Source organism: Pseudoduganella plicata, assembly GCF_004421005.1.
Classification (GTDB): domain Bacteria; phylum Pseudomonadota; class Gammaproteobacteria; order Burkholderiales; family Burkholderiaceae_D; genus Rugamonas; species Rugamonas plicata.
The window spans coordinates 3,121,911-3,146,265 of record NZ_CP038026.1; the positions used below are offsets into that span (position 1 = coordinate 3,121,911).

At 65.5% G+C, this 24,355-nt stretch carries 20 protein-coding genes and 1 pseudogene; 7 read left to right on the forward strand and 14 right to left on the reverse strand.

Translation table 11 applies throughout. The annotated features are described in order from the left end of the window. Positions 1 to 69: 69 nt before the first annotated feature. The gene (locus E1742_RS27065; RefSeq protein ID WP_259772401.1) at positions 70 to 195 is read left to right on the forward strand and encodes a hypothetical protein; all 126 of its coding nucleotides are present in this window, start codon (positions 70 to 72) and stop codon (positions 193 to 195) included. 43 nt (positions 196 to 238) lie between these two features. Here the strand turns inward: E1742_RS27065 and E1742_RS13645 are convergent, their stop codons facing one another. The 3 genes from E1742_RS13645 to E1742_RS13655 are packed head-to-tail and all read right to left on the reverse strand — an operon-like array spanning position 239 to position 3,699. Next, on the reverse strand, positions 239 to 1,714 hold the full coding sequence (locus E1742_RS13645) for an ATP-binding protein (protein WP_134385467.1): 1,476 nt from the start codon (positions 1,712 to 1,714) through the stop codon (positions 239 to 241). Then, the gene (locus E1742_RS13650) at positions 1,707 to 2,417 is read right to left on the reverse strand and encodes a response regulator (protein ID WP_134385468.1); all 711 of its coding nucleotides are present in this window, start codon (positions 2,415 to 2,417) and stop codon (positions 1,707 to 1,709) included. The genes E1742_RS13645 and E1742_RS13650 overlap by 8 nt, the downstream gene beginning before the upstream one ends. Positions 2,418 to 2,433: 16 nt before the next feature. Next, on the reverse strand, positions 2,434 to 3,699 hold the full coding sequence (locus E1742_RS13655; protein WP_134385469.1) for an ABC transporter substrate-binding protein: 1,266 nt from the start codon (positions 3,697 to 3,699) through the stop codon (positions 2,434 to 2,436). Positions 3,700 to 4,048: 349 nt separating this feature from the next. Between E1742_RS13655 and E1742_RS13660 the strand changes: the two genes are divergently transcribed. The 5 genes from E1742_RS13660 (at position 4,049) to E1742_RS13680 (ending at position 9,711) form a co-directional block, all read left to right on the forward strand. Next, the gene (locus tag E1742_RS13660) at positions 4,049 to 5,314 is read left to right on the forward strand and encodes a maltoporin (RefSeq protein WP_134385470.1); all 1,266 of its coding nucleotides are present in this window, start codon (positions 4,049 to 4,051) and stop codon (positions 5,312 to 5,314) included. 27 nt (positions 5,315 to 5,341) lie between these two features. Further along, positions 5,342 to 6,592 carry an ABC transporter substrate-binding protein gene (locus tag E1742_RS13665; RefSeq protein ID WP_134385471.1) on the forward strand — a complete coding sequence of 417 codons (1,251 nt, stop codon included), beginning with the start codon at positions 5,342 to 5,344 and terminating at the stop codon, positions 6,590 to 6,592. Positions 6,593 to 6,712: 120 nt separating this feature from the next. After that, positions 6,713 to 7,696: a carbohydrate ABC transporter permease gene (locus E1742_RS13670; protein WP_134385472.1), complete on the forward strand. Its 984-nt coding sequence runs from the start codon at positions 6,713 to 6,715 to the stop codon at positions 7,694 to 7,696. After that, the gene (locus E1742_RS13675; RefSeq protein ID WP_134385473.1) at positions 7,686 to 8,573 is read left to right on the forward strand and encodes a carbohydrate ABC transporter permease; all 888 of its coding nucleotides are present in this window, start codon (positions 7,686 to 7,688) and stop codon (positions 8,571 to 8,573) included. Before E1742_RS13670 ends, E1742_RS13675 begins: the two co-directional genes overlap by 11 nt. Positions 8,574 to 8,586: 13 nt before the next feature. Then, positions 8,587 to 9,711 (forward strand): ABC transporter ATP-binding protein, encoded by a 1,125-nt coding sequence (locus E1742_RS13680; RefSeq protein ID WP_134385474.1) that lies wholly within the window; start codon positions 8,587 to 8,589, stop codon positions 9,709 to 9,711. Between the two features lie 72 nt (positions 9,712 to 9,783). Here E1742_RS13680 and E1742_RS27070 read toward each other — a convergent pair. The 11 genes and pseudogenes from E1742_RS27070 to E1742_RS13735 all read right to left on the reverse strand — a co-directional run bounded on the left by E1742_RS27070 (position 9,784) and on the right by E1742_RS13735 (position 23,632). Beyond that, positions 9,784 to 12,464, reverse strand: a pseudogene (locus tag E1742_RS27070) (molybdopterin-dependent oxidoreductase). Positions 12,465 to 12,475: 11 nt separating this feature from the next. Beyond that, positions 12,476 to 13,699, reverse strand: a complete 1,224-nt coding sequence (locus E1742_RS13690; protein WP_166793486.1) for an NAD(P)/FAD-dependent oxidoreductase — start codon at positions 13,697 to 13,699, stop codon at positions 12,476 to 12,478. Beyond that, positions 13,696 to 14,058 carry a nitrite reductase small subunit NirD gene (gene nirD / locus E1742_RS13695; RefSeq protein WP_134385476.1) on the reverse strand — a complete coding sequence of 121 codons (363 nt, stop codon included), beginning with the start codon at positions 14,056 to 14,058 and terminating at the stop codon, positions 13,696 to 13,698. Before nirD ends, E1742_RS13690 begins: the two co-directional genes overlap by 4 nt. An 11-nt stretch (positions 14,059 to 14,069) precedes the next feature. Beyond that, positions 14,070 to 16,589, reverse strand: a complete 2,520-nt coding sequence (gene nirB / locus E1742_RS13700; protein ID WP_134385477.1) for a nitrite reductase large subunit NirB — start codon at positions 16,587 to 16,589, stop codon at positions 14,070 to 14,072. A gap of 11 nt (positions 16,590 to 16,600) precedes the next feature. Then, positions 16,601 to 17,902, reverse strand: coding sequence for an MFS transporter (locus E1742_RS13705; protein WP_134388164.1), 1,302 nt, complete (start codon positions 17,900 to 17,902; stop codon positions 16,601 to 16,603). 313 nt (positions 17,903 to 18,215) lie between these two features. Next, positions 18,216 to 19,349, reverse strand: coding sequence for a CmpA/NrtA family ABC transporter substrate-binding protein (locus E1742_RS13710; RefSeq protein ID WP_134385478.1), 1,134 nt, complete (start codon positions 19,347 to 19,349; stop codon positions 18,216 to 18,218). Positions 19,350 to 19,382: 33 nt separating this feature from the next. Next, a complete protein-coding gene (locus E1742_RS13715; RefSeq protein WP_134385479.1) occupies positions 19,383 to 19,982 on the reverse strand; it encodes an ANTAR domain-containing response regulator in 600 nt (199 codons plus the stop codon). 69 nt (positions 19,983 to 20,051) lie between these two features. After that, positions 20,052 to 20,927, reverse strand: coding sequence for an ABC transporter permease (locus E1742_RS13720; protein WP_134385480.1), 876 nt, complete (start codon positions 20,925 to 20,927; stop codon positions 20,052 to 20,054). Further along, a complete protein-coding gene (locus tag E1742_RS13725; RefSeq protein WP_371860150.1) occupies positions 20,924 to 21,772 on the reverse strand; it encodes an ABC transporter ATP-binding protein in 849 nt (282 codons plus the stop codon). The genes E1742_RS13720 and E1742_RS13725 overlap by 4 nt, the downstream gene beginning before the upstream one ends. Next, complete coding sequence (locus E1742_RS13730) at positions 21,744 to 22,733, reverse strand: ABC transporter substrate-binding protein (RefSeq protein ID WP_134385482.1); 990 nt, start codon at positions 22,731 to 22,733, stop codon at positions 21,744 to 21,746. Before E1742_RS13730 ends, E1742_RS13725 begins: the two co-directional genes overlap by 29 nt. 14 nt (positions 22,734 to 22,747) lie before the next feature. Beyond that, complete coding sequence (locus tag E1742_RS13735) at positions 22,748 to 23,632, reverse strand: TauD/TfdA dioxygenase family protein (RefSeq protein WP_134385483.1); 885 nt, start codon at positions 23,630 to 23,632, stop codon at positions 22,748 to 22,750. A 104-nt stretch (positions 23,633 to 23,736) separates the two neighbouring features. On the opposite strand from E1742_RS13735, the gene E1742_RS13740 reads away from it, so the two are divergent. After that, positions 23,737 to 24,354, forward strand: coding sequence for a DUF2238 domain-containing protein (locus E1742_RS13740; protein ID WP_229465956.1), 618 nt, complete (start codon positions 23,737 to 23,739; stop codon positions 24,352 to 24,354). The last annotated feature ends 1 nt before the right edge of the window (position 24,355 follow it).

Below are 24,355 nucleotides of genomic sequence, written 5' to 3' on the forward strand. Positions count from 1 at the left end.
TGGCCCGGGCCGGACACTCATGACCACTCGACCCCGAGTGAAGTCATTCAACCTTTCAGGAGATCCACCATGCCGCTTCCTCTGTTACCCGTACTGTCGTCGGCCCTCAGCCTTGCCAAACCCATCGCCGACGTGGCGCCGATGATCAAGGACTTCGTGTCTAAGGACAAAAACGAAGGTCAGGAAAGCATCTGACATCAGTGCCCGGCACCTTCCGGCGGAAGGTGCCTTTCCCCGCTCATTCCGGGTGAAACACCCCGCCCGGCAGCACGATGGTTGCCTGGAAGCCGCCGTCCGGCGCATTGGCCAGCAGCAGCTGGCCACCGTGCGCCTGCACGATGCCGCGGGCGATGGAAAGCCCCAGACCCATGCCGCTGCTGTTACGGCTGCGGCCGTGCTGCAGGCGCACGTACGGCTGGCCCAGGCCGGCCAGCGCTTCTTCCGGCACGCCGGGGCCATGGTCGCGCACCACGATCTCGATATTGCCGCCTTGTTCGCACACGGAGAGTTCGACCTTTTTGCCGTAATACAGCGCGTTGTTCAGCAGGTTACCGATCGCACGCTTGAGCGCCAGCGGCCGGGCCGTCACCGTCAGGCCGGACGCCTTGAACGACACTTCGTGGCCGGCCAGCTGCGCATCGCGCACCATGCGGCCCAGCAGCGCGTCCAGCCGCACTTCCGTCGCGTTTTCGTGAATGTCGCTGTCCTTCACCGTCTGCAGCGCGCCCTTGACCATCATGTCCAGTTCATCGAGGTCGTCGTGGAATTCGCTGCGCATGTCGTCGTCGTCCAGCAGTTCGGCGCGCAGCTTGAGGCGCATGATGGGCGTACGCAGGTCGTGCGAGATGGAGACGAACAGGCGCTCGCGGTCTTCCATGTAGCGCTGGATGCGCTTGCGCATGTCCTCGAACGCGCGGGCCGTGGTGACGAATTCGCGGCTGCCTGTCTCCGGCAGGGCGGGCGGGTTTTCGCCCTTGCCGAAAGCCGTCGCCGCATCCGACAGCGCGGCCAGCGGCCGCGTGATCCAGCGCACGACAAGAATGGACACCAGCAGCACGGCCGCCAGCGACATCGCCTGCAGCAGCAGGCGGTCGCGCGTCAGCGGGTTGCCCGTCTCGAGGAAATAAGGATTCGGCATCAGCGTGGCGAGATACAGCCAGTGGCCGGGATCGAGTTCGGCCTGGATCAGCAATACCGGAGCGGGCTTGGTCAGCAGGATGTGCTGGGTCCAGCTGTCCGGCAGGTCGGCCAAGGTGCCGCCGTCATTGTCGGCCGCCAGCCGGTCCGGCCATGCGAAGGCGACGCGCAGGTTCGGCGTGTTGGGCAGGTCTTCCTTCAGCGTCGCCCATAACTGCTTCAAGGCCGCGTCAGTCAGCTCCTGCCCCGCCAGCGAGCGCACCGGCACGGGCGCGCGGTTGATATTGACCAGGAAGCGCGTGCCGCCCATCTCGCGGAACTGCTGGATGATCAGCGGCCGGTAGTTCGGCGGCAGGCTCAGAAAAAAGCGCACCGCGCTGGAGGCACTGTGCGCCACGTGCTGCGCGGCGGTGCCCACTTCGCTGCGCGCCTCGGCGCGGCGCTGGGCGGCCCAGATGAAGTTCCCGACCAGCTGTGTGAGCAGCACGCCGATCACCATCACCAGTGTCAGCCTGCCCTGCAGCGACGACGGCACGATATGCCCATGCAGCGGCAGCCGCGGCGTCCTGTCAGGCATGGGACGACGTCACGTCGGCCGAGAACACGTAGCCGACGCCACGTACGGTCTTGATCAGCTTCGGGCTGCCGCCGCCGTCGTTCAGGCGCAGCCGCAGGCGGCTGATCTGCACGTCGAGGAAGCGGTCCATCGGTCCCGCATCGCGCCCGCGCGTGCCTTCCGACAGCACGCCGCGGTCCAGGATGTCGCCCGCGTGCTCGACGAAGTATTTCAGCAGCTGGAAGTCCAGCCCTGTCAGCGGCACCGGTTCGCCGTCCGGCGCCGTGACCGTGCGCGCCACCGTATCGAGCACGAAGCCCTCGAAGCGGTAATAGCGCGGCGCGGCCGGCGCTTCCATGCCGGTGCGGCGGTGGATGGCCTTGATGCGCGCCAGCAGTTCGCGTGGGCTGTAGGGCTTGGAGATGTAGTCGTCCGCGCCCAGCTCCAGACCCACCACGCGGTCGGTCTCGTCCGAGCTGGCCGTCAGCATGATGATGGGGACATTGGAGCGCTGCCGCACGGTGCGGCACAGCGCGAAGCCGTCCGTATCGGGCAGCATCACGTCGAGAATCACCATCGACAATTCGTCGACGCAGCGCGTGAATTCGGCCAGGAACGTGGCGCCGTCGTGCGCCAGGTCCACTTCGTACTGGTTCTTTTCCAGGTACGTCTTCAGCAAGGCCCGGGTTTTCTGGTCGTCGTCGACTATGAGGATCCTGCGCATGTGCTGCTTAACTCACTTATCTGGTCTTGGTGGAGGTGCGGGCGATGGCCGCCAGCCGGCGCTGCGTATCGGCCGCTGTCACGCTGTCGTCAAGGAAGTAGCGGTGCACCTCGGCGACGATCGCATCGCGCACCGTTTCGTCGGTGGACATGCGGTGGACGAGGCTGAGAACCTGCGCCTCGGCACCGCTGTTGAAGAGCTTCCACGAAGCGCGCGCACAGGCGTCCATCTTCATATGGCCGGCGTTGCGCAGCACCGGGATCGAGCCCTTGATCGCATTGTAGTCGACCTGCAGCGACGGCGTCAGCACCAGCGCCGCCAGTTTTTCCTGGGCCGCGCGCAGCTCGGGGTGGGTGCCCAGCATGCTGAGCGTGTCGACGTTGAACAGGTGATAGCGCTCCGTGCCCGGCGCCGCCGCACAGCCGAAGTCACGCTCGACCGCCATGCCCTGCGTGACCAGCTCGCCCTTGGCCCAGTCGCCCATCACCATCATCGCGGCGCGGTTCCCGACCAGCTCGCGCACGCTGTCGTCCCATTTGCGCTCGCGAATCGGGCTGCCCATCCAGCGCTTGATGGCGCGCAGCCGCCCCAGCGCACGAGCCAGGCGCGGGTCCGCGTAGGCGGCCGCATCGCGCTGGCGAAACAGGTTGCGGTACAGGTCCGCGCCCTCGGCCAGCACGATCGTCTCGAACAGCGTGGCCACCTGCCACGGTTCGCTGCTCTGGGCCAGCGGCACGATGCCGGCCTGCTGCAGCCTGGCCGCGACGCGCTCGAACTCCGGCCACGTGGCCGGAACCGGCAGGTTAAGGCGCTGCAGCAGCTTGCGGTTGTAGAACAGCGTATTGATGCGGTGGACGCCCAGCGGCGCCGCGTAGACATGGCCGTCGTATTCGATGGTGCTGGCAACGGCCGGCAGCAGCAGCTTGTTCCAGTTGCCGGCGATTGCGACGGCGTCCAGTTCCTGCAGCAGGTTCAGCTGCGCCCAGTCGCGGATCACGATGCCGTTCAGCTGCGCCACCTCCGGCGCGTCCTTGGCCAGCATGCGGCTGCGCAGGACGATGCCGGCGCCGACGCCCGAGCCGCTGGGCACCACGCCGTCGTGCCAGCCGACGTCCTGCTCGCCCAGGCGCTGTGCGATCAGGTCCACGGCCTTGCGCTCGCTGGCGGACTTCCACCAGTGCAGGACCTGCAGCGATTGGGTGCCCGCGGTGGCGGTGGCGCAGGCGGCAAGGCAGACGGCCGCCAGAGCCTTGCGCAAGGTGTTGTGATTGAACTGCTTCATCCCGGTCCGGGCCATCTGCTGGGACAGCGTTTGTTGTAATGACGGCACACTCGCCGAGTGTGGACTATACCCCAGTAATTTCTCTGGAACATGGTAATACTCTGGCACATTTTGCAACAAAACGTGTGGATTTGTTGCGAAATGTTGCAGGCGGCCCGGCACTGTTCCCCCTATGTGTAAGTTTTTGTGTCGGCGTCTGGCTGTCGCGTTCCATAAATGTCATGAAAATCATCAACTTGCATTTGAAATGTGGTTTTGATGCCACTGCTGGAATCCCTCTTTCTCCGATGCTACTGTGCGCTCGATACAACGATATCAATTACTAAACATACTAAACAGCGGAGACAGCATGATCAGAAAGTTCGCCCTTAAACCTATTGGCGCGTCCCTGGCACTCGCATTGGCTTGCGGTTCGGCCGCCGCTGCCGAACGCGATATCGAAGGCTTCCACGGCTACCTGCGCGCCGGCGTCGGCAACAGCAACCACGGCGGCAACCAGAGCTGCTACGGCCTTGGCGGTGTCTCGATGACCTACCGCCTCGGCAACGAATGCGACAGCTTCACGGAACTTGGCTATACCAAGGAAGTGGCGAAGGCCGAGAACGGCGTCAGCTTCGTGGCAACCGTCTGGGCCACCGCCTACAAGAACAGCTCCGACTTCGGCGACGCCGACCTGGAACTGACCAAGGCCTACGTGGAAGCACGCGGCCTGCCGTTCCTGAAAGGCGGCACCGCGTGGGCCGGCAAGCGCCACTACCTGCGCCCGGATATCCACATCCTGGATTTGCAGTACATTAACCTGAACGGCACCGGCGCCGGTATCGACCGTTATCCGCTGGGACCGGGCAAGATCAGCTACGCGTTCTTCAAGGACAATGACTTCAACAGCACCGACCCCGTCACGGGCCAGGTGATCGACTCGCTGGCCGCCTCGCGCCAGAACATCCTGTACGAAGACCTGCCCGTCAATCCGGGCGGGACGCTGGACTTCGCCGCGACGTTCATCACCGCCGAAGGCACCGACCGCACCACGCACAACGGCTGGCAGCTGTCGATGTTCCACCACCAGAAGAATGTCCTGGGCGGCAACAACAAGTTCGGCGTGCAGTACGGCGTCGGCCCTGGTACCGGCATCGGCGTCTGCTGCTCGCGCATGGGTTCCTCGGGCAGCACGCTGCTGGGATCGGACTACACCCGCGTGCGCGTGTTCGACGAGCTGTATCTGCAGCCGACGCGCGACTTCGGCGTGTCGCTGGTTGCCCTGTACCACCGCGACAAGAACGACGCCACCGGCTCGACCACGTGGACGACGATCGGCGGCCGCCCACAATACGCCTTCACCGACAACTTCAAGCTGCAGGCCGAACTGGGCGTGAGCCAGGTGAAGTCCGACGCCACCCCGGGCACGGCGCGCCTGACCAAGCTGACGATCGCGCCGACGATCGCGCTGGCCCGCGATTTCTGGTCGCGCCCCGAGCTGCGCCTGTTCGCCACCTACGGCAAATGGAACGACGCCGCAACTCCGATGGTGAACGCCTTCAACAACTCCGGGCCCGTATACGGCAAGGACACGGACGGTTTCTCGTACGGCGTCCAGCTGGAAGCCTGGTGGTAAAACAATAACGCGCACAAGGAGACAAGCATGAAACTGAAAACGAGCGTAAAGGCAGTCCTGGCGCTGGCGACCCTGATGGGCGCCGCCGCGCAGGCGGCGCCGCAGGTGGAAGTGCTGCACTACTGGACCTCCGGTGGTGAAGCGAAATCCGTCGCCGAGCTGAAAAAGATCATGGAGTCGAAGGGCGTGGCGTGGAAGGACTTCGCCGTGGCCGGCGGCGCCGGCGAGAATGCCGCCACCGCGCTGAAGGCGCGCGTAATGGCCGGCAGCCCGCCGACGGCGGCCCAGATCAAGGGTCCGTCGATCCAGGAATGGGGCCAGGAAGGCGTGCTGGCCAATATCGACCAGGCAGCTACGGAAGGCAAGTGGGAATCCACCCTGCCGCCGGTCGTGACGAACGTCATGAAATACAAGGGCCACTACGTGGCGGTACCCGTCAACGTGCACCGCGTGAACTGGCTGTGGGTGAATCCGGCAGTGCTGGCCAAGGCCGGCGCCAAGGCACCGACCAATTTCGCCGAGTTCTTCGACGCGGCTGACAAGATCAAGAAGGCCGGCCTGGTGGCGCTGGCCCACGGCGGCCAGCCGTGGCAGGATGCCACGCTGTTCGAATCGGTCGTGCTGGGCACGGGCGGCGCCGACTTCTACAAGAAGGCGCTGGTGCAGCTGGACCAGGCTACCCTGACCAGCCCGACGATGATCAAGTCCTTCGAGACCCTGGCGCGCATCAAGACCTATATCGACAAGGACGCGGCAGGGCGTGACTGGAACCTGGCCACGGCCATGGTCATCAACGGCAAGGCCGGCATGCAGTTCATGGGCGATTGGGCCAAGGGCGAGTTCACTGCCGCCGGCAAGGTGCCGGGCAAGGACTTCCTGTGCGTGGCCGCACCCGGCACAGACAAGGCGTACACGTTCAACATCGACTCGCTCGCCATGTTCAAGGTGAAGAACCCCGAGCAGCAGAAGGCCCAGCTGGTGCTGGCCAATGCCGTGATGAGCCCCGGCTTCCAGGAGGTGTTCAACCTGAACAAGGGTTCGATCCCGGTGCGAGCGGGCGCTGCCCGCGACAAGTTCGACAGCTGCGCGCAGAAGTCGATGGATGACATGGCCGCCACCAGCAAGGCCGGCGCGCTGCTGCCATCGATGGCACATGGCATGGCGATCAACACCGCCAAGGCCGGCGCGATCCAGGACGTGATTGCGCGCTTCATGAACAGCAACATGACGCCGCAGGCCGCGGCGCAGGCACTGGCCAAGGCCGCGAAGACTTCCTAAGCCGCTGTCGTCTTTCGTGCCGTCGAACCCGGGTTGCGCCATGTGCGCCGCCCGGGTTTGCGCACGCTCGCGTACACCGGGCAGTCCCCGTCCCGTGTTTTCGCTTCTGGAGAATCCCTCATGTCCGTTACACCGCTTACCTCCGGCACAAGGCCCGCCGCCGCCGGCAGGCGCCCTGCTGCCAATGACAGCACCGGCCTGCCGCCGCTGAAATCGGGCAGCCGTTTTGGCGCACTGGCCGATGCCTGGCTGCCGCGCCTCGTGCTGTCTCCGACCATCGTCGCATCGCTGGTCTTCGTCTATGGCTTCATCGCCCTCACCGCCTACCTGTCGCTGACCGAGTCGCGCATGATGCCGAACTTCGAGTATTCCGGCTTCGGTCAGTACGAACGGCTGTTCGACATCGAGCGCTGGTGGGTCTCCGCCGCCAATCTCGGCATCTTCGGCGGCCTGTTCATCCTGTTCTGTCTTGCCATTGGCCTGTCGATGGCGATCCTGCTGGACCAGCGCATCCGCCACGAAGGCGCGCTGCGCGCGATCTACCTGTACCCGATGGCGCTGTCGTTCATCGTCACCGGCGCTGCCTGGAAATGGATTCTCAATCCGGGTCTCGGCCTGGAAAAGATGATGCACGACTGGGGCTTTACGAACTTCACGTTCGACTGGCTGGTCGATTCTGACATGTCGATCTACACCGTCGTCATCGCCGGCGTGTGGCAATCGTCCGGGTTCGTCATGGCACTGTTCCTCGCCGGCCTGCGCAGCGTGGACGACAGCATCATCAAGGCCGCCATGGTCGATGGCGCCAGCCTGCCGACGATCTACTGGCGCATCGTCATCCCGTCGCTGCGCCCGGTCTTCTTCAGCGTGCTGCTGGTGCTGTCGCACATCGCCATCAAGAGCTTTGACCTGGTGATGGCGCTGACCGCCGGCGGTCCCGGGACGTCGTCCGACGTTCCCGCCATCTTCATGTATCAGTTCTCGTTCACCCGCGGGCAACTGGGCCTGGGCGCGGCGTCGGCCATGATGATGCTCGCCACCGTGCTGGCCGTGCTGGTGCCGCTGATGTACCTGGAAACGAAAGGAGCGCGCCATGGCCGCTGATCTGAACCACGCGGGCGGGCGTATGTCGTCGATTGCGCCAGGCCGCATCGTCATCTACACGCTGCTGGTGCTGGTGGCGCTGTATTACCTGGCGCCGCTGTACGTCATGCTGACGACTTCCGTGAAAACGCTGGACCAGATCCGCGAGGGCAACCTGCTGGACTTCCCGCTGGCGCCCTCCACGGCCGCCTGGGCCAAGGCCTGGTCCGGTGCCTGCACCGGCGTAAGCTGCGAGGGACTGGCGCCCTACTTCTGGAACTCGGTCAAGATGGTGATTCCGGCCGTGCTGATCTCCAGCCTGATCGGATCGGTGAACGGCTATGTGCTGGCCCACTGGCGCTTCCCGGGCCACAACGTCGTCTTCACGGCGCTGATGGTGGGCTGCTTCATCCCGTTCCAGGTGGTCATCCTGCCGATGGCGCGCCTGCTTGGCATGGCCGACCTGGCCAATACGACGACGGGGCTTGTGCTCGTGCACATCATCTACGGCATCGCGTTCACGACACTGTTCTTCCGCAATTACTACGTGACGGTGCCCGATGAACTGGTCAACGCGGCCCGCATCGACGGCGCCGGCTTCTTCACGATCTACCGCCGCATCATCTTCCCGCTGTCGCTGCCCATCTTCATGGTCTGCTTCATCTGGCAGTTCACGCAGATCTGGAACGACTTCCTGTTCGGCGTGGTGTTCGGCGGCGCCGAGGCCCAGCCGGTGACGGTTGCGCTGAACAACCTGGTGAACACGTCGACCGGCGTGACCGAATACAACGTGAACATGGCGGCAGCCATCATCGCGGCCCTGCCGACGCTGGTGATCTACCTCATCGCAGGCAAATATTTCGTGCGCGGGCTGACGGCCGGCGCAGTCAAAGGCTGACAGGAGACCTCATATGGCAAGTTTATCGATTCGTAATGTGCGCAAGGTCTATCCGAACGGCGCCGAAATCCTGAAAGGCATCGACCTAGAGATCGAGGATGGCCAGTTCCTGATCCTCGTCGGCGGCTCCGGCTGCGGCAAGTCCACGCTGTTGAACATGATCGCCGGCCTGGAGACCGTCACGGAAGGCGAGATCTGCATTGGCGAACGCGTCGTCAACAACGTGCCGCCGAAAGAGCGAGACATCGCCATGGTATTCCAGTCGTACGCGCTGTACCCGACCATGACGGTGCGCGAGAACATCTCGTTTGGCCTCGGCATCCGCAAGGTGCCGAAGGCCGAGCAGGAGCAGATCGTCAACCGCGTGGCCGAAACGCTGCAGATGACGCACCTGCTGGACCGCAAGCCGGCCATGCTGTCCGGCGGCCAGCGCCAGCGCGTGGCCATGGGCCGCGCCATCGCGCGCGACCCGTCGCTGTTCCTGTTCGACGAGCCGCTGTCGAACCTGGACGCCAAGCTGCGCGTGGAGATGCGCGCGGAGATCAAGCTGCTGCACCAGCGCCTGGGCGCGACCATCGTCTACGTCACGCACGACCAGATCGAAGCGATGACACTGGGCGACCGCATTGCCGTCATGCGCGACGGCGTGGTGCAGCAGTTCGGCAGCCCGCAGGAGATCTACGACAACCCGACCAACCTGTACGTGGCCGGCTTCATCGGCTCGCCGTCGATGAATTTCCTGCGCGGGAAGCTGGTCGCCGACAACGGGCTGTCGTTCGTGCTGGAACACCACGGCGCGACAACGCTGCTGCCGGTGCCGACGCCCTCCACGGCGCTGCGCGGGTGGCTGGGCAAGGAAGTCATCCTCGGCATCCGGCCGGAACACGTGACGGACGCGGACAGCGCCCGCCGCGCCACCGCGACGGCGGATTACCACCCGACCGAGGTCGATTGCCGGGTGGAGATCACGGAACCGACGGGACCGGACACGCTGGTATTCAGCTGGTTCAATGGCACCCGCATGACCTGCCGCACGCACCCGCGCGCCAACGCGGTGCCGGGCGGCGACGTGCGGCTGGCGTTCGATCTGTCCAAGGCGGTGTTCTTCGATCCCGCCACGGAGCTGCGGATCGGCTGATACGGGTAACACGTCGGGGCAGGCACCAGTCTTCTAGCGTTCCGCGCGAAGAGTGGTGCCTGCCCCGGTTTTCTATTGTGCTTCGGCCGCCTCCGCCCGCACCAGCGCGATCAGCTGCCGGATCTCCGGTACGCACGAGCCGCAGTTGCCGCCGGCCTTGACGCATGCCGTCACCTGCGCGGACGTTGCCAGGTCCCCCTCGCGGATCGCGTTGCAGATCGTATTTTTCCCGACACCGAAGCACGAGCACACGGTTGCCCCGGCATCGGCACCCTGGCGCAGCGGTCGCCCGGCCAACACCCCGGCACGGTCGGCATCGGAGACCGTTTCGTTGGCGAACAGTCCCGCCAGCCACGTACGTTCCGGCAGGTCGGGGCGCGGCGAGACAAACACGCACTGCGCGATGCGGTCGTCGACAAGGTGCACGGCGCGGTAGACGCCGGCGCTGCGGTCGCTGTATTCCAACCAATCGGCATCGTCATCCGTCACACCCAGCAGCTCGCGCGCCCAGGCCCCGAAATCGGCGATGCGGTTGCGGCCGGCCAGTTCGTAGCGGCTGAAACCTGCGCCTTGCGCTTTCGTCCAATACGCCACCCCGTCCAGATCCAACCTACTGCGGCTCAGCACGAAGCCGTGCCACTGCACGGGGAAGCGGTCCACCATCACAGGCGTGTGCTTGAATTCAGGCTCGCCGGAAACCGGGTCGACGACAGGATTGACCAGTGCGCCCACACGCGCGTCCGATGCCGTCTGGCCGTTCCAGTGGATCGGGATGAACACGCTGCCGCGGGCGATGCCGCCGCCGTGGCGTACCCGCGCCACCATGCTGCCCCAGCTCGATCCGATGCGCGCCAGTTCACCTTCGCGCACGCCGCACAGCAGCGCGTCCTGCGGGTGCAGGTCGACAAACGGCTCCGGTGTATGCTCGGCCAGCTTCGGCGCGCGCCCGGTGCGCGTCATCGTGTGCCACTGGTCGCGCATGCGCCCCGTGTTCAGTATCAGCGGGAACTCGCCGTCCGCCTTGTTCGCAGGCAGGCGCGGTGGCGTCGCGACGAACCGCGCGCGGCCATCCGGATGGGCAAAGCGGCCATCGGCGAACAGCGTCTTGCCGACGGGCCAGCGCACCGGCTCCAACGCGTCATACGCAGCGCGGTCCAGCCCTGCCAGAATGCCGATATCGAACATGCGTGGCACTTCGTCCGGCGTATTGCGCCAGGCGGACAGGCGCGCATGTTCGTCGAAGATTTCATGGACGCTGTCGTAGCCGAAGCCGTCGTAGCCGAGACGCCGTGCGAACTGCGCCAGAATGCGCCAGTCCGCACGTGCCTCCCCCGGCGCCGGCAGGAACGTGCGCTGGCGCGAGATGCGGCGCTCCGAGTTCGTCACGGTGCCGTCCTTCTCGCCCCACGCCAGCGCGGGCAGCAGCACATGCGCCAGCGCATTCGTGTCCGTGTCCTGCACCACGTCGGAAACCACCACGAGTTGGCACTTGCGCAGCGCGCGGCGCACCTGCTCCGCATCCGGCAGGCTGACGGCCGGATTGGTCGCAATGATCCACACGGCCTTGACCTTGCCGGCCTCGATGGCCTGGAACAGATCGACGGCTTTCAGGCCCGGTTTCTCGGCAATCGTTGGCGACTGCCAGAACTCGCGTACGGCGGCGCGGTGTGACGGGTTGTCCAGGTCCAGGTGCGCGGCCAGCATGTTGGCCAGCCCGCCCACTTCGCGTCCCCCATCGCATTGGGCTGTCCCGTGATCGAGAACGGTCCGGCGCCCGGCTTGCCGAGCCGGCCGCCGATCAGGTGGCAGTTGATGATGGCGTTGACCTTGTCGGTACCGCTGCTCGACTGGTTGACGCCCATCGAGAAGCCCGTCACCACGTTCGCATTGGCCGCAAACGCTTCGTAGAACGCCAGCACGTCCGCCACATTCAGGCGGCATGCGGCCGCCACCTCGTCGGGTGCGATCGCCGCCGCTTGCAGCGCTGCCTCATACCCGTTCGTGTGCGCCGCAATGAACGCCGGATCGACGGCGCCGCGGTCATGCAGATACGTAAGCAGGCCGTTGAACAGCCACACGTCCGTGCCGGGCTTGACGGGCAGGTGCAGGTCGGCCAGCTCGCACGTGGCCGTGCGGCGCGGATCGATGACGACGACCTTGAGGTCCGGCCGTGCTTCTTTTGCCTTGCCGATGCGTTGGAACAGGATCGGATGGCACCATGCCAGGTTGGAGCCGACCAGCACGATCATGTCAGCCAGCTCAAGGTCGTCGTAGGAGACGGGCACGATGTCTTCGCCGAACGCGCGCTTGTGCCCCGCCACGGCGGACGACATGCACAGCCGCGAATTGGTGTCGATATTGGCGCTGCCGACATAGCCCTTCATCAGCTTGTTGGCGACGTAATAATCCTCCGTCAGCAGCTGGCCGGACACGTAGAACGCCACCGCATCCGGCCCGTGCTCGGCCACGATGCTGCGCCATTGATCGGCCACCTTGTCCAGCGCCGCATCCCAGTCCACCTGCTTCAGCACCCCATCCTCACGTACGTGCGGATGCAGCAGGCGGCCGTCCAGTCCCAGGGTTTCGCCCAGCGCGGAGCCTTTGACGCACAGCCGCCCTGCGTTCGATGGATGCGCCGCATCGCCCGCAATGGCAGCCTGCTGGACGCCCTGGGGCGTGGCGCGCACACCGCAGCCGACGCCGCAATAGGGGCAAGTGGTTCGAACGGAGAGGTGTTCCTGGGACAGGTTCATGATGGCTGCTTTCAGGCTGCCTGCTGCACGGGACCGAACAGCAGATGGTGACGCAGCGCGGAGATATCCGCGCCCGTCTGGATCAGTTCAAAGTACCAGGGGCCGTCGCGTACGTCGCCATACAGCACGGCGCCCGTGAGGCGGCCACCATCGAGTACGAGACGCTTGTAGACGCCGCGGCGCGCGTCGCGCAGCACGAGGTCCTCGCTGCCTTCGCCGCCGATGAAATCGCCGACGGAGTAGACGTCGATGCCGGTGACTTTCAGCCGCGTGGGTGCGGCCTGCTGCACGTAGCGGCGATGCCCAGTGCCGGCCAGGTGGGCGGCGCAGACCCTGGCCTGCTCCCAGATCGGGGCAACGAGGCCGAACGTGGCGCGGCGGTGCTGCACGCATTCGCCGACGGCGTAGACGCGCGGGTCGTACGTCTGCAGCGTGTCGTCCACCACGATGGCGCGTTCGCAGTGCAGGCCCGCTTCCTGCGCCAGCGCGATATTGGGCCGCACGCCGGCCGTCATCACGACGAGGTCCGCGGCGATCTCGCTGCCGTCCTTGAAGCGGATGCCGGTGACGCGGTCAGTGCCGGCGATTTTGCTGCCCACAATCTCGCTGGTCTGCGCGTCGAGCAGGAAGCGCATGCCGCGCTTTTCCAGCGCCGCCTGCAGCAGCTTCGCGGCCGGCTTGTCGAGCTGCTGGTTCATCAGCGCATCCGTCACGTGCACCACGGTGACGTCCATCCCCTGCCGCATCAGGCCATTGGCAGCCTCAAGGCCCAGCAGGCCGCCGCCGATGACGACGGCATGCCGATGGTCGCGCGCGGCAGCCAGCATGCCCTCGACATCGCCGATGTCGCGGAACGCCAGCACGCCGGGCAGCTGGTGGCCCGGCACGGGAATGATGAACGGTTTCGAGCCCGTCGCCAGCAGCAGGCGGTCGTAGCGTACCTCCATGCCGGACCGCGCGCGCACGATGCGACGCCGCCGGTCGATGTGCACCACCGGGTCGCCCGCGTGCAGGGCAATGCCGCGCTGCGCGTACCACTCGCGCGTGTTGAGCATGATGTCGTCGACTGTCTTCTCCCCAGCCAGCACGGGCGAGAGCAGGATGCGGTTGTAGTTGCCGTGCGGCTCGGCGCCGAACACGGTGATGTCGTACAGGTCGGGCGCCAGCGCCAGCAGCTCTTCCACCGTGCGCATGCCGGCCATGCCGTTGCCGACGACGACCAGGGCCGGCTTCATGCGCCGACCCAGACCTTGCCGTCGTCGATCCGCGCGGGCCACGTCGGTACCGAGTTTTCCGGCACTTCCAGGCATTCGCCCGTCTGCAGGTCGAAGTGGTGCTTGTACAGCGGCGACGCGACGACGATGCGTTCGCCCAGGTTGCCCACCAGGCCGCGCGACAGCACAGCCGCGTTGGCGTTCGGATCGAAGTTCCCGATGGCGAACACGCGCGGTCCGGCGCCTGCATTTTGCCCATCACTCAAGCGGAACACAGCGACCTGCTCGCCGTTCAGCAGCGCGGCAACGCCGGTGTTCGGCACAATGTCTTCGACGCCGCACACGGCGGTCCAGCTGGCAGCGATGTTTTCACGTTTCATGGCGGTTCTCCTCAGGCGACTTTGATGGGGATGCGTTTGCGTTCTTCCACGGTGGCCGGACGGATCTGGCCCCGTTCTTCCATGAAGACGACGTTGGCGTCTTGCGCGTCGCTGTTGACGAAAGTGCGGAAACGCTTGCGCGTCTCGGGATTGCTGATGGCTTCCTTCCACTCGCACGCATACGTGTCGACGACGCGCTGCATGTCCGCTTCCAGCTCGGCGTTCACGCCCAGCTTGTCCTCGATGACAACCTGCTTCAGGTAATCCAGGCCGCCCTCCAGGTTCTCGCGCCACGTGCTGGTGCGCTGCAGCCTGTCGGCCGTACGGCTGTAGAACATCAGGAACCGGTCGATGTAGCGGATCAGCGTTGCCTTGTCCAGGTCCACGGCCAGCAGCTCCGCATGGCGCGGCTTCATGCCGCCATTGCCACAAACGTACAGGTTCCAGCCCTTTTCGGTGGCGATGATGCCGACGTCCTTGCCCTGCGCTTCGGCGCACTCGCGGGTGCAGCCGGAGACGCCGAACTTGATCTTGTGCGGCGTGCGCAGGCCCTTGTAGCGGTTTTCCAGTTCGATGGCCAGGCCCACGCTGTCGTCGACGCCGTAGCGGCACCAGGTCGAGCCCACGCAGGACTTCACCGTACGCAGCGACTTGCCATACGCGTGCCCCGTTTCAAATCCGGCATCGATCAGCTCTTCCCAGATTGCCGGCAGCTGGTCTACCCGGGCACCGAACAGGTCGACCCGCTGGCCGCCCGTGATCTTGGTGTACAGGCCATACTTTTTTGCCACCTGTCCCACGGCGATCAGGCCGTCCGGCGTCACTTCGCCGCCCGGCATGCGCGGCACGACGGAATACGTGCCGTCCTTCTGGATATTGCCGAGGAAGTAGTCGTTCGAATCCTGCAGCCCGGCGTGTTCCTTCTTCAGCACGAAGTCGTTCCAGCAGGTGGCGAAGATGTTGGCGACCAGCGGCTTGCAGATGTCGCAACCGAGGCCCTTGCCGTGGCGGACCAGCAGGTCGTCGAACGATTTGATCTGCCCCACGCGCACGAGGTGGAACAGCTCCTGGCGCGAGTGCGCGAAGTGTTCGCAAACATGGTTGTTGACATCCATGCCCAGCTTTTTCATCTCCGCCTTCATGATCTGCGTAACGAGCGGCACGCAGCCGCCGCAGGCCGTGCCGGCGCCGGTGCACTTCTTCAGAGCGCCGATCGACGTGGCGCCCCCGCCCACCGCTTCGCACAGCTTGCCCTTCGAGACATCGTTGCAGGAGCAGATCTGGGCGCCGGCCGGCAGCGCATCGACGCCGAGGCCGGCCTTCGCCTTGCCGTCCGCCTGCGGCAGGATCAGGAACTCGGGCGACTCGGGCAGTTCCATCTTGTTCAGCATCATCTGCAGCAGCGTGCCGTATTCGGACGCATCGCCCACCATTACGCCGCCCAGCAGGTACTTGCCGCAGCTGGAAACGACCAGCTTCTTGTAAATCTGTTTGCGCTCGTCGGTAAACTGGTAGCTGCGCGCGCCCTCTTCCTTCGCGTGCGGATCGCCGATGCTGGCTACGTCAACGCCCATCAGCTTGAGCTTCGTGCTCATGTCCGCGCCGGTGAATTCCGCCGTCTGACCCAGCATATGTCTGGCCGCCACGCGGGCCATGTCGTAACCCGGCGCGACGAGGCCGAATACCTGGCCGTTCCACAGCGCGCACTCGCCGATGGCGTAAATGTCCGGGTCGGACGTCAGGCATTGATTATCGATGGCGATGCCGCCGCGCGGACCGACGGTCAGACCAGCTTCGCGGGCCAGCTGATCGCGCGGGCGGATGCCGGCCGAGAAGACGATCATGTCCACGTCCAGGTGGCTGCCGTCCGCGAACTCCATGCGGTGCGCGCCCTGTTCGCCGTCGACGATCTGCAGCGTGTTCTTGCCTGTGTGGACGGTCACGCCCAGCTCTTCGATCCTGGCGCGCAGGACGCGTCCGCCGCCGTCGTCGACCTGCACGGCCATCAGGCGCGGCGAGAATTCGACGACGTGCGTTTCCAGGTTCATGTCGCGCAGCGCCTTGGCGCACTCGAGGCCGAGCAAGCCGCCGCCGATGACGACACCGGTCTTGACCCGTTTGCCCGCCTCCAGCATCGCTTCCAGGTCCTCGATGGTGCGGTAGACGAAGCAGTCCTTGCGGTCCTTGCCCGGCAGCGGCGGCACGAACGGATACGAGCCCGTTGCCATCACCAGCTTGTCGTAAGGGAGGACTTCCCCGGTGCTGGCGGTGACGGTCTTGCTGGCCAGGTCGATTGCGGTGGCGCGCGCGTTCAGTTTCATCACCATGTCATCCCGGTGGAAGAAACCTGGCTTCACCAGCGACAGCTCGTCCGCGCTTTTCCCGGCGAAGAACTCCGACAGGTGCACGCGGTCGTACGCGGGACGCGGCTCCTCGCACAGGATGGTGACCTGCGCACTGGCGTTCTGCTCCGCCAGGCATTCAAGGAATTTGTGGCCCACCATTCCATGGCCGATGACGACGATCTTCATGCTATGACTCCTTAAGCGGCGGCACGGGCCAGCGCGTGTTCTGCATTGGTGGAAGCGGAAAAGCGCAGCGCGATGGCGCACAGCGCGGAGGCGGTGACGAGCACGCCCAGGATCACCAGCGTCTGCTGCGTGCTGCCCACGCCTTTCATCAGGAAGCCGGCGGCCACCGCGCCCACGTTGCCGCCCGCGCCGATGATGCCAGTGACGCCGCCCAGCGCGCGCTTGTCGATGAACGGCACCAGCGCATACGTTGCGCCGCAGGCCATGTGCACGCACAGGCCGAAGCTCAGCATGGCGACGATGGCCATCGTGACGTTGTCGGCGTGAGCGAACCAGATCAGGCCCGCGCCTTCGCCCAGCATCAGGATGAACAGCAGTGTGACGCGGCCATTGAGGCTGCTGCGCAGCGCCATCTTGTCCGAAACGATGCCGCCCAGGGCGCGGGCAAACAGCGCCAGCAGACCGAAGCTGCCGGCCGCCATGCCGGCCTGTTTCAGCGACAGGTCGAACGTATCGACGTAATACACAGCGGCTACGTTATGGATGAACAGCTCGACGCCGAAGCATGCACCGTAGGTGACGAACAGCAGCCAGACGCGGTAATTCGCGGCGGCCAGCTTGAAACTGTCCCAGCCGCCCTTCTTGCCGCCTTCGATCTCGATGCCGGCAGCGCGCAGCTCGGCGTAGTTCCCTTGCGGGCAGTCCTGCGTGAAGCGCCAGTACATCAGGCCGACGACGACCATCAGCACGCCCGGCACGATCAACGCGAAGCGCCAGCCGAACGCTTCGTCCACGCCCAGCATGACAACGGCCGCCAGGATCAGCGGCATCAGTGCCTGCGTGACGCCGCCCCCGGCGTTGCCCCAGCCGGCGGTGGCCGCGTTGGCGGTGCCCACGACGCGCGGCGCGAACATGACGGAAGTGTGGTACTGCGTGATGACGAAGCTGGCACCGATCGCGCCGATCAGCGTACGGAAGAACAGGAAGCTCTCGTAGCTCTGCGCGGCGGCCACGCCGAACACGGGGATGGCGCCAAGCAGCAGCAGGCCCGTATGCGCCTTGCGCGGACCGTAGCGGTCGCACATCGGGCCGACGATCATTCGGACGGCGATCGTGATCGCGACGGCGGCGATATTGATGTTGGCGATCTGCTCGACGGTGAGGCCGAACTGCCCTTTGATGATCGGCATCAGCGGCGCGCAGGCGAACCACGCGAAGAAGCAGACGAAGAACGCCATCCACGCCATGTGGAAGGCGCGCATCTGCGGCGTATCGAACGAGAAGAGTTTGATGCTTTGCGCTTTGCTGGTCATCGTCATGGACATGTCCGCACCCCGTTTTGTAGTGATCAAGCTCGAAAAAAAAGGCGCCCGCGCAGGACCGCCCGCAAAATCGGGCAGTACCGCACGGACGCCGTTGTCCTGTGCCGTCCCGTCGTTGGGCCGGCTGTGCAATGTGGGGAGGGATCGCCATTGACCCCTCGTGTGTTCCAGCTCTAGCTTTGCAAGAGACGTGCCAGCTGGTCTTCAGGGGGAAAGCGCCGGATGCGCGATCGTAAAGCGGGGGATGGCGGGGCGCGGTGCCTGTTCGCGGTGCAGCGCCGCCCAGGAATGGTGCAATGCAGCGTCAACGCTGCCGGATAGCGAACGAGGCGACGTAACCCTCGGGATCGGCGCCGTTCCACACGCCGCCGCCGATGAACGTCGAGCTGCGCGTACTCTCGGCGGGGACTGCCACGCCGGCCAGTTCGGCCGCCTCGCGGTACAGCTGCGCCCGCGTGATCGCGCGCGCCGTCGCCTCGTAGTCCGGGTGGGATTTCAGCAGCCCCCAGCGGCGGAACTGCGTCATGAACCAGATGCCGTCGGACAGGTACGGGTAGTTCGCCGCGCCATCCTGGTGGAAGCACAGCGGGCGAGCGTCCTGCCATTGCCGGCCCATGCCGTTGTCGTAATGGCCCAGGATACGCGGCAGGATCGCAGCCCTTTCAGTGCCGACGTAGCAGCCGGACGACACGATCTCGGCCATCGCCCGGCGGTTGGCGACGCTGACGTCGATCCAGCGGCTGGCCGCCAGCACGGCGGCAACGAGCGCCCGGCACGTATTCGGATGAGCGTCGACAAACGCGGCAGACGCGCCCAGCACCTTCTCCGGATGGTCGGGCCAGATCTGCTGGCTGGTGGCGGCAGTAACGCCCACCCCATCCATCACGGCGCGGTGTCCCCACGGTTCGCCGGCACAGAAGCCGTCCATATGGCCTTCGGCCAGGTTGTAGACCATCTGCGTGGGCGGCACGGTGATGGCACGCGCGTTGCGCAGCGGATCGATGCCGTGCGCGGCCAGCCAGTAGTACAGCCACATGGCGTGCGTCCCGGTCGGAAAGGTCTGCGCGAAGACGTACTGGCGCCGTTCGCTCTTCATCAGCGCCGCCAGTGACGGCCCGTCCACGGCGCCCAGCTCCGCCAGGCGTCTCGACAAGGTGATGGCCTGGCCGTTGCGGTTCAGGTTCATCAGCACGGCCATGTCGTGGCGCTGCGCGCCGATCCCCAGCTGCGTGCCGTAGACCATGCCGAGCAGCGCATGCGCCGCGTCGAGTTCGCCCGTCACGAGCTTGTCGCGCACACCGGCCCATGACGTCTCCCGGCTGAGCACGATGCGGATGCCGTACTGTTCGTCGAAGCCCAGCACGGACGCCATTACGACGGACGCACAATCGGTCAGCGGATTGAATCCGATCCGGACAGCCTGTTTTTCAATTTGCATGGCGTCCCCTCGGGGACGCACCAGTGTTGTGCATCATCCCAGCAAATCCTCCACATCCAATATCCGCTGCGCGACCTCGGCCAGCTTCAGGTTCTTGTTCATCGCCAGCGTGCGCAGGCGCTGGTAGGCCTGGTCCTCGCTCATGCCGTGACGCGACATCAACAGGCCCTTGGCTCGGTCGATGACCTTGCGCTCGGCCAGCTTGTGCTTCGTGTCGCGCAGCTCGTGCAGCAGCTTCTCTTCCTTGCGAAAGCGCGCCAGTGCGACGTTCAATACGGGCTTGATGCGTTCCGGCTTCAGTCCCGCCACAATATACGCAGAGACGCCCGCTTCCAGCGCAGCTTCCATGGAAGACGTCTTGTCGTCTTCGGTAAACATGACAATGGGGCGGCGCTCGTCGCGCGTGGCGACGACGATATGCTCGAGCACGTCGCGCGCATCCGATTCGGCGTCGACGATGATCATGTCGGGTAGCAAGCGGGCGATCTGCTCGGGCAGGCGGATATCGGCGGGCAGCGATGCGACCAGCTCGTAGCCGGCCTCGATCAACCCGGCCTGCAGCGCGCCGGCGCGCTGCGAGGCATCGCTTTCGTGCGGAGGGTGGACCAGGACGATACGAAGATTGCGGCTCATGCTTCATGGCAGAGCAAAAACCGGGCCAACCCTGGCGACGAAACCAGGCTGTCCCTGGTTTTCCGGCTTTCAGGCAGAGCGCTGCATGCCCCAGCGCCGCACGGTGCCCCGTTCCAGTGCGGCAAACAGCAGGTTTTCCACCGCCAGGCCGATCAGGATGACGGCGGCGAGGCCGGCGAACACCTTGTCGGTGTAGAGCTCATTGCGGTTCTGGAAGATGTACCAGCCCAGCCCTCCCTGGCCGGACGAGGCGCCGAACACCAGTTCTGCGGCAATCAGCGTGCGCCACGCAAAGGCCCAACCGATCTTCAGGCCGGACAGGATGGCCGGCAATGCCGCCGGCACCAGTATCTGCACGACGAACGGCAGGCCGCGTAACCCGTAATTGCGACCGGCCATGCGCAGCGTCTCGGGCACGGCCTGGAAGCCGGCATACGTACCCAAAGCGAGAGGCCACAGCACGGCGTGGACGATGACGAAGACGAGGCTCGGATTGCCGAGGCCCAGCCACAGCATCGCCAGCGGCAGCAGCGCAATGGCCGGCAAGGGATTGAACATGGCGACCAGCGTTTCCAGCAGGTCGCGGCCGAAGCGCGTCGACACGGCCAGCGCCGTCAGGACGAATGCGCTGACAATGCCGGCAACGTAGCCCTGCGCCAGCACCACCAGCGACACGCGCACCTTCGCCAGCAGCTCGCCACTGACGATACCGTCGCCAAAGGCCCGTGCCGTCTGCAGGAACGTGGGCAGCAATAAATCGTTGTTCTGCCAGCGCGCGACCAGTTCCCATAACAGCGCAAGCGCCAGCAGCAGCCCCGTCTTGCGCACGCCGCCCCGGTTCCACAGGCGCGTGATGACCGGCAGCGGACGTTCCAGTTCCGCGGTCGCCACCGGCGCCAGGTCGATCAGGTACTCCTGCCGGATGGGTGGGTCATACGCGCTCACAGGGCGATCCTTTCGTCGGTCGGTACGGCCGCGGCTTCATCGAACAACAGGCCGTGGATGCGCTGGGCGGCGGCCTGGAACTCGGCGCTGCCGCCGCTGGCCAGGTCGAATTGATGGCTGTTCAGCTCCGCCCTGACGCGGCCGGGGTGGGGCGACAGCAGCAGGATACGGTTGCCGACCACCAGCGCTTCCTCGATCGAATGCGTGACGAACAGCAGCGTAAAGCGGGTTTCGTCCCACAGTTTCGTCAGCTCTTCCTGCATCGTGCGGCGGGTCAGCGCGTCCAGCGCGGCAAAGGGCTCGTCCATCAGCAGCACGCGCGGCTGCATCGCCAGCGCGCGGGCAATGGCGACCCGCTGCTTCATGCCGCCGGACAGCGTGTGCGGATACGCGTGCGCAAAGCGCGCCAGGCCGACACGGTCGATCCAGTGCAGCGCGCGCTCGCGCGCTTCCGCGCGGCCCAGCGTGCGCGCCGCCAAGAGCGGGAACATGACGTTCTGCAGTACCGTCTTCCACGGCGGCAGCTGGTCGAATTCCTGGAACACGGCCATGCGTTCCGGCCCCGGCTGCGTGACGACACGGCCATCGAGTTCGAACGTGCCGGAGGCGGGCGCCAGGAAGCCGCCAGCCGCCTTCAGCAGCGACGACTTGCCGCAGCCGGATGGTCCCAGCAGCACGAAGCGGTCGCCGTCAAACACGTCGAAACTGACGTCCTGGGTGGCGCGCACGGAACGGCTGCCGCTGCGGTATTCCAGCGTGACGTCGCGGGCGCGCAGCAGCGGCTCGGGCCGGCCGACCACCTGCAGCGGCGCCATCTCAGCTGCCCTCCTTGACGAGCGGGTCATCGAAGAAGTAATCGCGCCACGCGGCTGGACGGTTCTTCACCGCCCCCACCTTGTGCATGAACTGCGCCAGGCCCAGCGTGTTCTGCGGGGCGATGCGGAACTGCACGTCGGGATTTTTGAAGATCTTCACCAGCAGGGCGCGATCGACCCTGGCCTTGTTGACCTTCAGGTAGACGTCCGCTGCGGCCTCGGGATTCCTGGCCGCGAAGTCCGCCGCTTCGGCCAGCGCCTGCACGAAGGCGCGATACGTCTTCGGATTCTCGCTGCGGTATTTTTCGGTGGCGTACAGCACCGTCGACGACGATGGCCCGCCCTGCACGTCGTACGACTTCAGCACGACGTGCGCGTTGGGATTCTGCGCCAGCTCCTGTTCCTGGAACGGCGGCGTGGCGAAGTGGCCGGTGATCTCGGTGCCGCCGGCAATGATTGCGCTGGCCGCATCGGGGTGCGGCAAGGTCTGCGTGATCTTGTCGAGCCGGGCGAACTCCTTGTCGCCCCATTGCTTCGCCACGGCCATTTGCAGGATGCGCGCCTGCACCGAGACGCCGACGGCGGGCAGGCCGATGCGGTCCTTCTCCGTGAAATCGGCGATCGTTTTGACCTTCGGGTTATTGCTGACGAGGTAGTACGGAAAGCTGCCCAGTGCGGCGACGCCGCGCACGTTCTGGCGGCCTTTGGTGCGGTCCCACAGGGTGACGAGCGGGCCGACGCCGGCACCGGCGATGTCGATGGCGCCCGACAGCAGCGCGTCGTTGATGGCGGCGCCGCCGGAAAGCTGCGTCCATTCCACCTGGATGTCCACGCCGGCCTGCTTGCCGTATTTTTCAATCAGCTTCCGCTCCTGCGCGATATTGAGCAGCAGGTACGTGACGCCATATTGCTGGCTGATGCGGATGCGGCCCTCGGCGTGCGCGCTCGTGGCAAGGAAAAACGCGGCGGCGGCAATGGTAAGTCGTTTCATCGTGGTCTCTTGCATCAGTAAGGGACGTCGCCCTCGATCGTGGTTCGGTACAGTTTCCGGCGCTGGTCGGCGGGACAGCCGGCCGCCAGGTGCATCAGGGAGCGGTTATCCCAGAACACCATGTCGTGCGGTTGCCAGCGGTGGCGGTAGATGTGCTGCGGCCTGACGCTGTGCGCGAACAGCTCGGCCAGCAGCGCGTCGCTTTCGTCCTGCGGTAGCCCGAGGATGCGGGTGGTGAAATGCTCGCTGACGAACAGCGCCGGCCGCCCCGTTTCAGGATGCGTGCGCACGACGGGGTGGACGACAGGCGGCACCTCGTCGATCTGCGCCTGCGTCAGGTTGGGTCGCCAGGGGCTGCGCTTCTGCAGCTCGGCATACTGTTTCAGGTAGCTGTGCTCGGCCTTTTTGCCGCGGATGGCGTCGCGCAGCGCGGCCGGAAGCGTATCGTAGGCCAGGTGCATATTAGCGAACAGCGTATCGCCCCCCTCGGCCGGCAGCTCCTGCGCGTGCAGCATCGAGCCGAGGCTGGGCTTCTCCTTGTACGACAGGTCGGAATGCCAGAAGTGGCCGGCGTCGCCCAGCCCGATCGGTCGGCCGTTTTCGACGATGTTGGAGACGACCAGCACTTCCGGGGTTCCCGCCAGCTGGAAGTTGCGCAGCACATGGATCTGCAGCGGGCCAAACAGCCGGGAAAAATCCACCTGTTGTCGCGGGGTGATGCGCTGGTCGCGGAAAACCAGCACATGGTGCTCCAGGTGCGCGGCGTGGATGCGCTGCAGGGTCGTGCAGTCCAGCGGCTCGTCGAGATCGAGGCCTATGACTTCGGCGCCAACCGGGCCATCGAACGGACGTACTTCGAGAGGATAGCCACTGACGACTGTACTTAATACCGCATTCATATACACGCTCCAGCTGACGGGATTTCAGTATGTGCCGGGCGCCTTGGGATGAAAACGAATGCTTTTTGCTATTAATATGCGGTTTTCAAACTTCAGGAGACCCCGTGGCACCTGCCCCGAAACCGCTGCACTGGCTGCTGCTTGCCGCCTGTCTCGCCGTATTGATCTGGTCCGGCATCGCGCCCTATGACCGCGCGACATGGTGGATGGAAGTGGCGCCCGCGCTGATTGCCCTGCCCGTGCTGATGCTGACGTACCGGCGCTTCCCGCTGACCGACCTGCTGTACACGCTGATCGCGCTGCATGCGATCGTGCTGATGGTGGGCGGCGCTTACACGTATGCGCGCGTGCCGTTCGGCTTCGACCTGCAGGGGTGGCTGCACCTGCAGCGCAATCCGTACGACCGCATCGGCCACTTCATGCAGGGCTTCGTGCCGGCGCTAGTCGCGCGCGAGATCCTGCTGCGCGGCAGCCACGTGACGGGCCGGCGCATGCTGGGCTTCCTGTGCGTCTGCGTGGTGATGGCGATCAGCGCGTGGTATGAGCTGATCGAGTGGGGCGCGGCCGTCGCGCTGGGACAAGGCGCCGACGAGTTCCTGGGAACGCAGGGCGACTCCTGGGATACGCAGTCGGATATGCTGATGGCGCTGATCGGCGGTACGGCGGCCATCCTGCTGCTGGCGCGCTGGCAGGACCGCCAGATCGCAAAGCTGCCGCACTAGG

Bases quoted from the DNA above. Each gene is read 5' to 3' on its own strand.
- E1742_RS27065 (WP_259772401.1), top strand. From the start codon at position 70: ATGCCGCTTCCTCTGTTACCCGTACTGTCGTCGGCCCTCAGCCTTGCC.
- E1742_RS13735 (WP_134385483.1), bottom strand. From the start codon at position 23,632: ATGAATGCGGTATTAAGTACAGTCGTCAGTGGCTATCCTCTCGAAGTA.
- nirD (WP_134385476.1), bottom strand. From the start codon at position 14,058: ATGAAACGTGAAAACATCGCTGCCAGCTGGACCGCCGTGTGCGGCGTC.
- E1742_RS13725 (WP_371860150.1), bottom strand. From the start codon at position 21,772: ATGACCCGCTCGTCAAGGAGGGCAGCTGAGATGGCGCCGCTGCAGGTG.
- E1742_RS13675 (WP_134385473.1), top strand. From the start codon at position 7,686: ATGGCCGCTGATCTGAACCACGCGGGCGGGCGTATGTCGTCGATTGCG.
- E1742_RS13655 (WP_134385469.1), bottom strand. From the start codon at position 3,699: ATGAAGCAGTTCAATCACAACACCTTGCGCAAGGCTCTGGCGGCCGTC.
- E1742_RS13730 (WP_134385482.1), bottom strand. From the start codon at position 22,733: ATGAAACGACTTACCATTGCCGCCGCCGCGTTTTTCCTTGCCACGAGC.
- E1742_RS13715 (WP_134385479.1), bottom strand. From the start codon at position 19,982: ATGAGCCGCAATCTTCGTATCGTCCTGGTCCACCCTCCGCACGAAAGC.
- E1742_RS13690 (WP_166793486.1), bottom strand. From the start codon at position 13,699: ATGAAGCCGGCCCTGGTCGTCGTCGGCAACGGCATGGCCGGCATGCGC.
- E1742_RS13670 (WP_134385472.1), top strand. From the start codon at position 6,713: ATGTCCGTTACACCGCTTACCTCCGGCACAAGGCCCGCCGCCGCCGGC.
- E1742_RS13710 (WP_134385478.1), bottom strand. From the start codon at position 19,349: ATGCAAATTGAAAAACAGGCTGTCCGGATCGGATTCAATCCGCTGACC.
- E1742_RS13650 (WP_134385468.1), bottom strand. From the start codon at position 2,417: ATGCGCAGGATCCTCATAGTCGACGACGACCAGAAAACCCGGGCCTTG.
- E1742_RS13665 (WP_134385471.1), top strand. From the start codon at position 5,342: ATGAAACTGAAAACGAGCGTAAAGGCAGTCCTGGCGCTGGCGACCCTG.
- nirB (WP_134385477.1), bottom strand. From the start codon at position 16,589: ATGAAGATCGTCGTCATCGGCCATGGAATGGTGGGCCACAAATTCCTT.
- E1742_RS13680 (WP_134385474.1), top strand. From the start codon at position 8,587: ATGGCAAGTTTATCGATTCGTAATGTGCGCAAGGTCTATCCGAACGGC.
- E1742_RS13645 (WP_134385467.1), bottom strand. From the start codon at position 1,714: ATGCCTGACAGGACGCCGCGGCTGCCGCTGCATGGGCATATCGTGCCG.
- E1742_RS13660 (WP_134385470.1), top strand. From the start codon at position 4,049: ATGATCAGAAAGTTCGCCCTTAAACCTATTGGCGCGTCCCTGGCACTC.
- E1742_RS13705 (WP_134388164.1), bottom strand. From the start codon at position 17,902: ATGACCAGCAAAGCGCAAAGCATCAAACTCTTCTCGTTCGATACGCCG.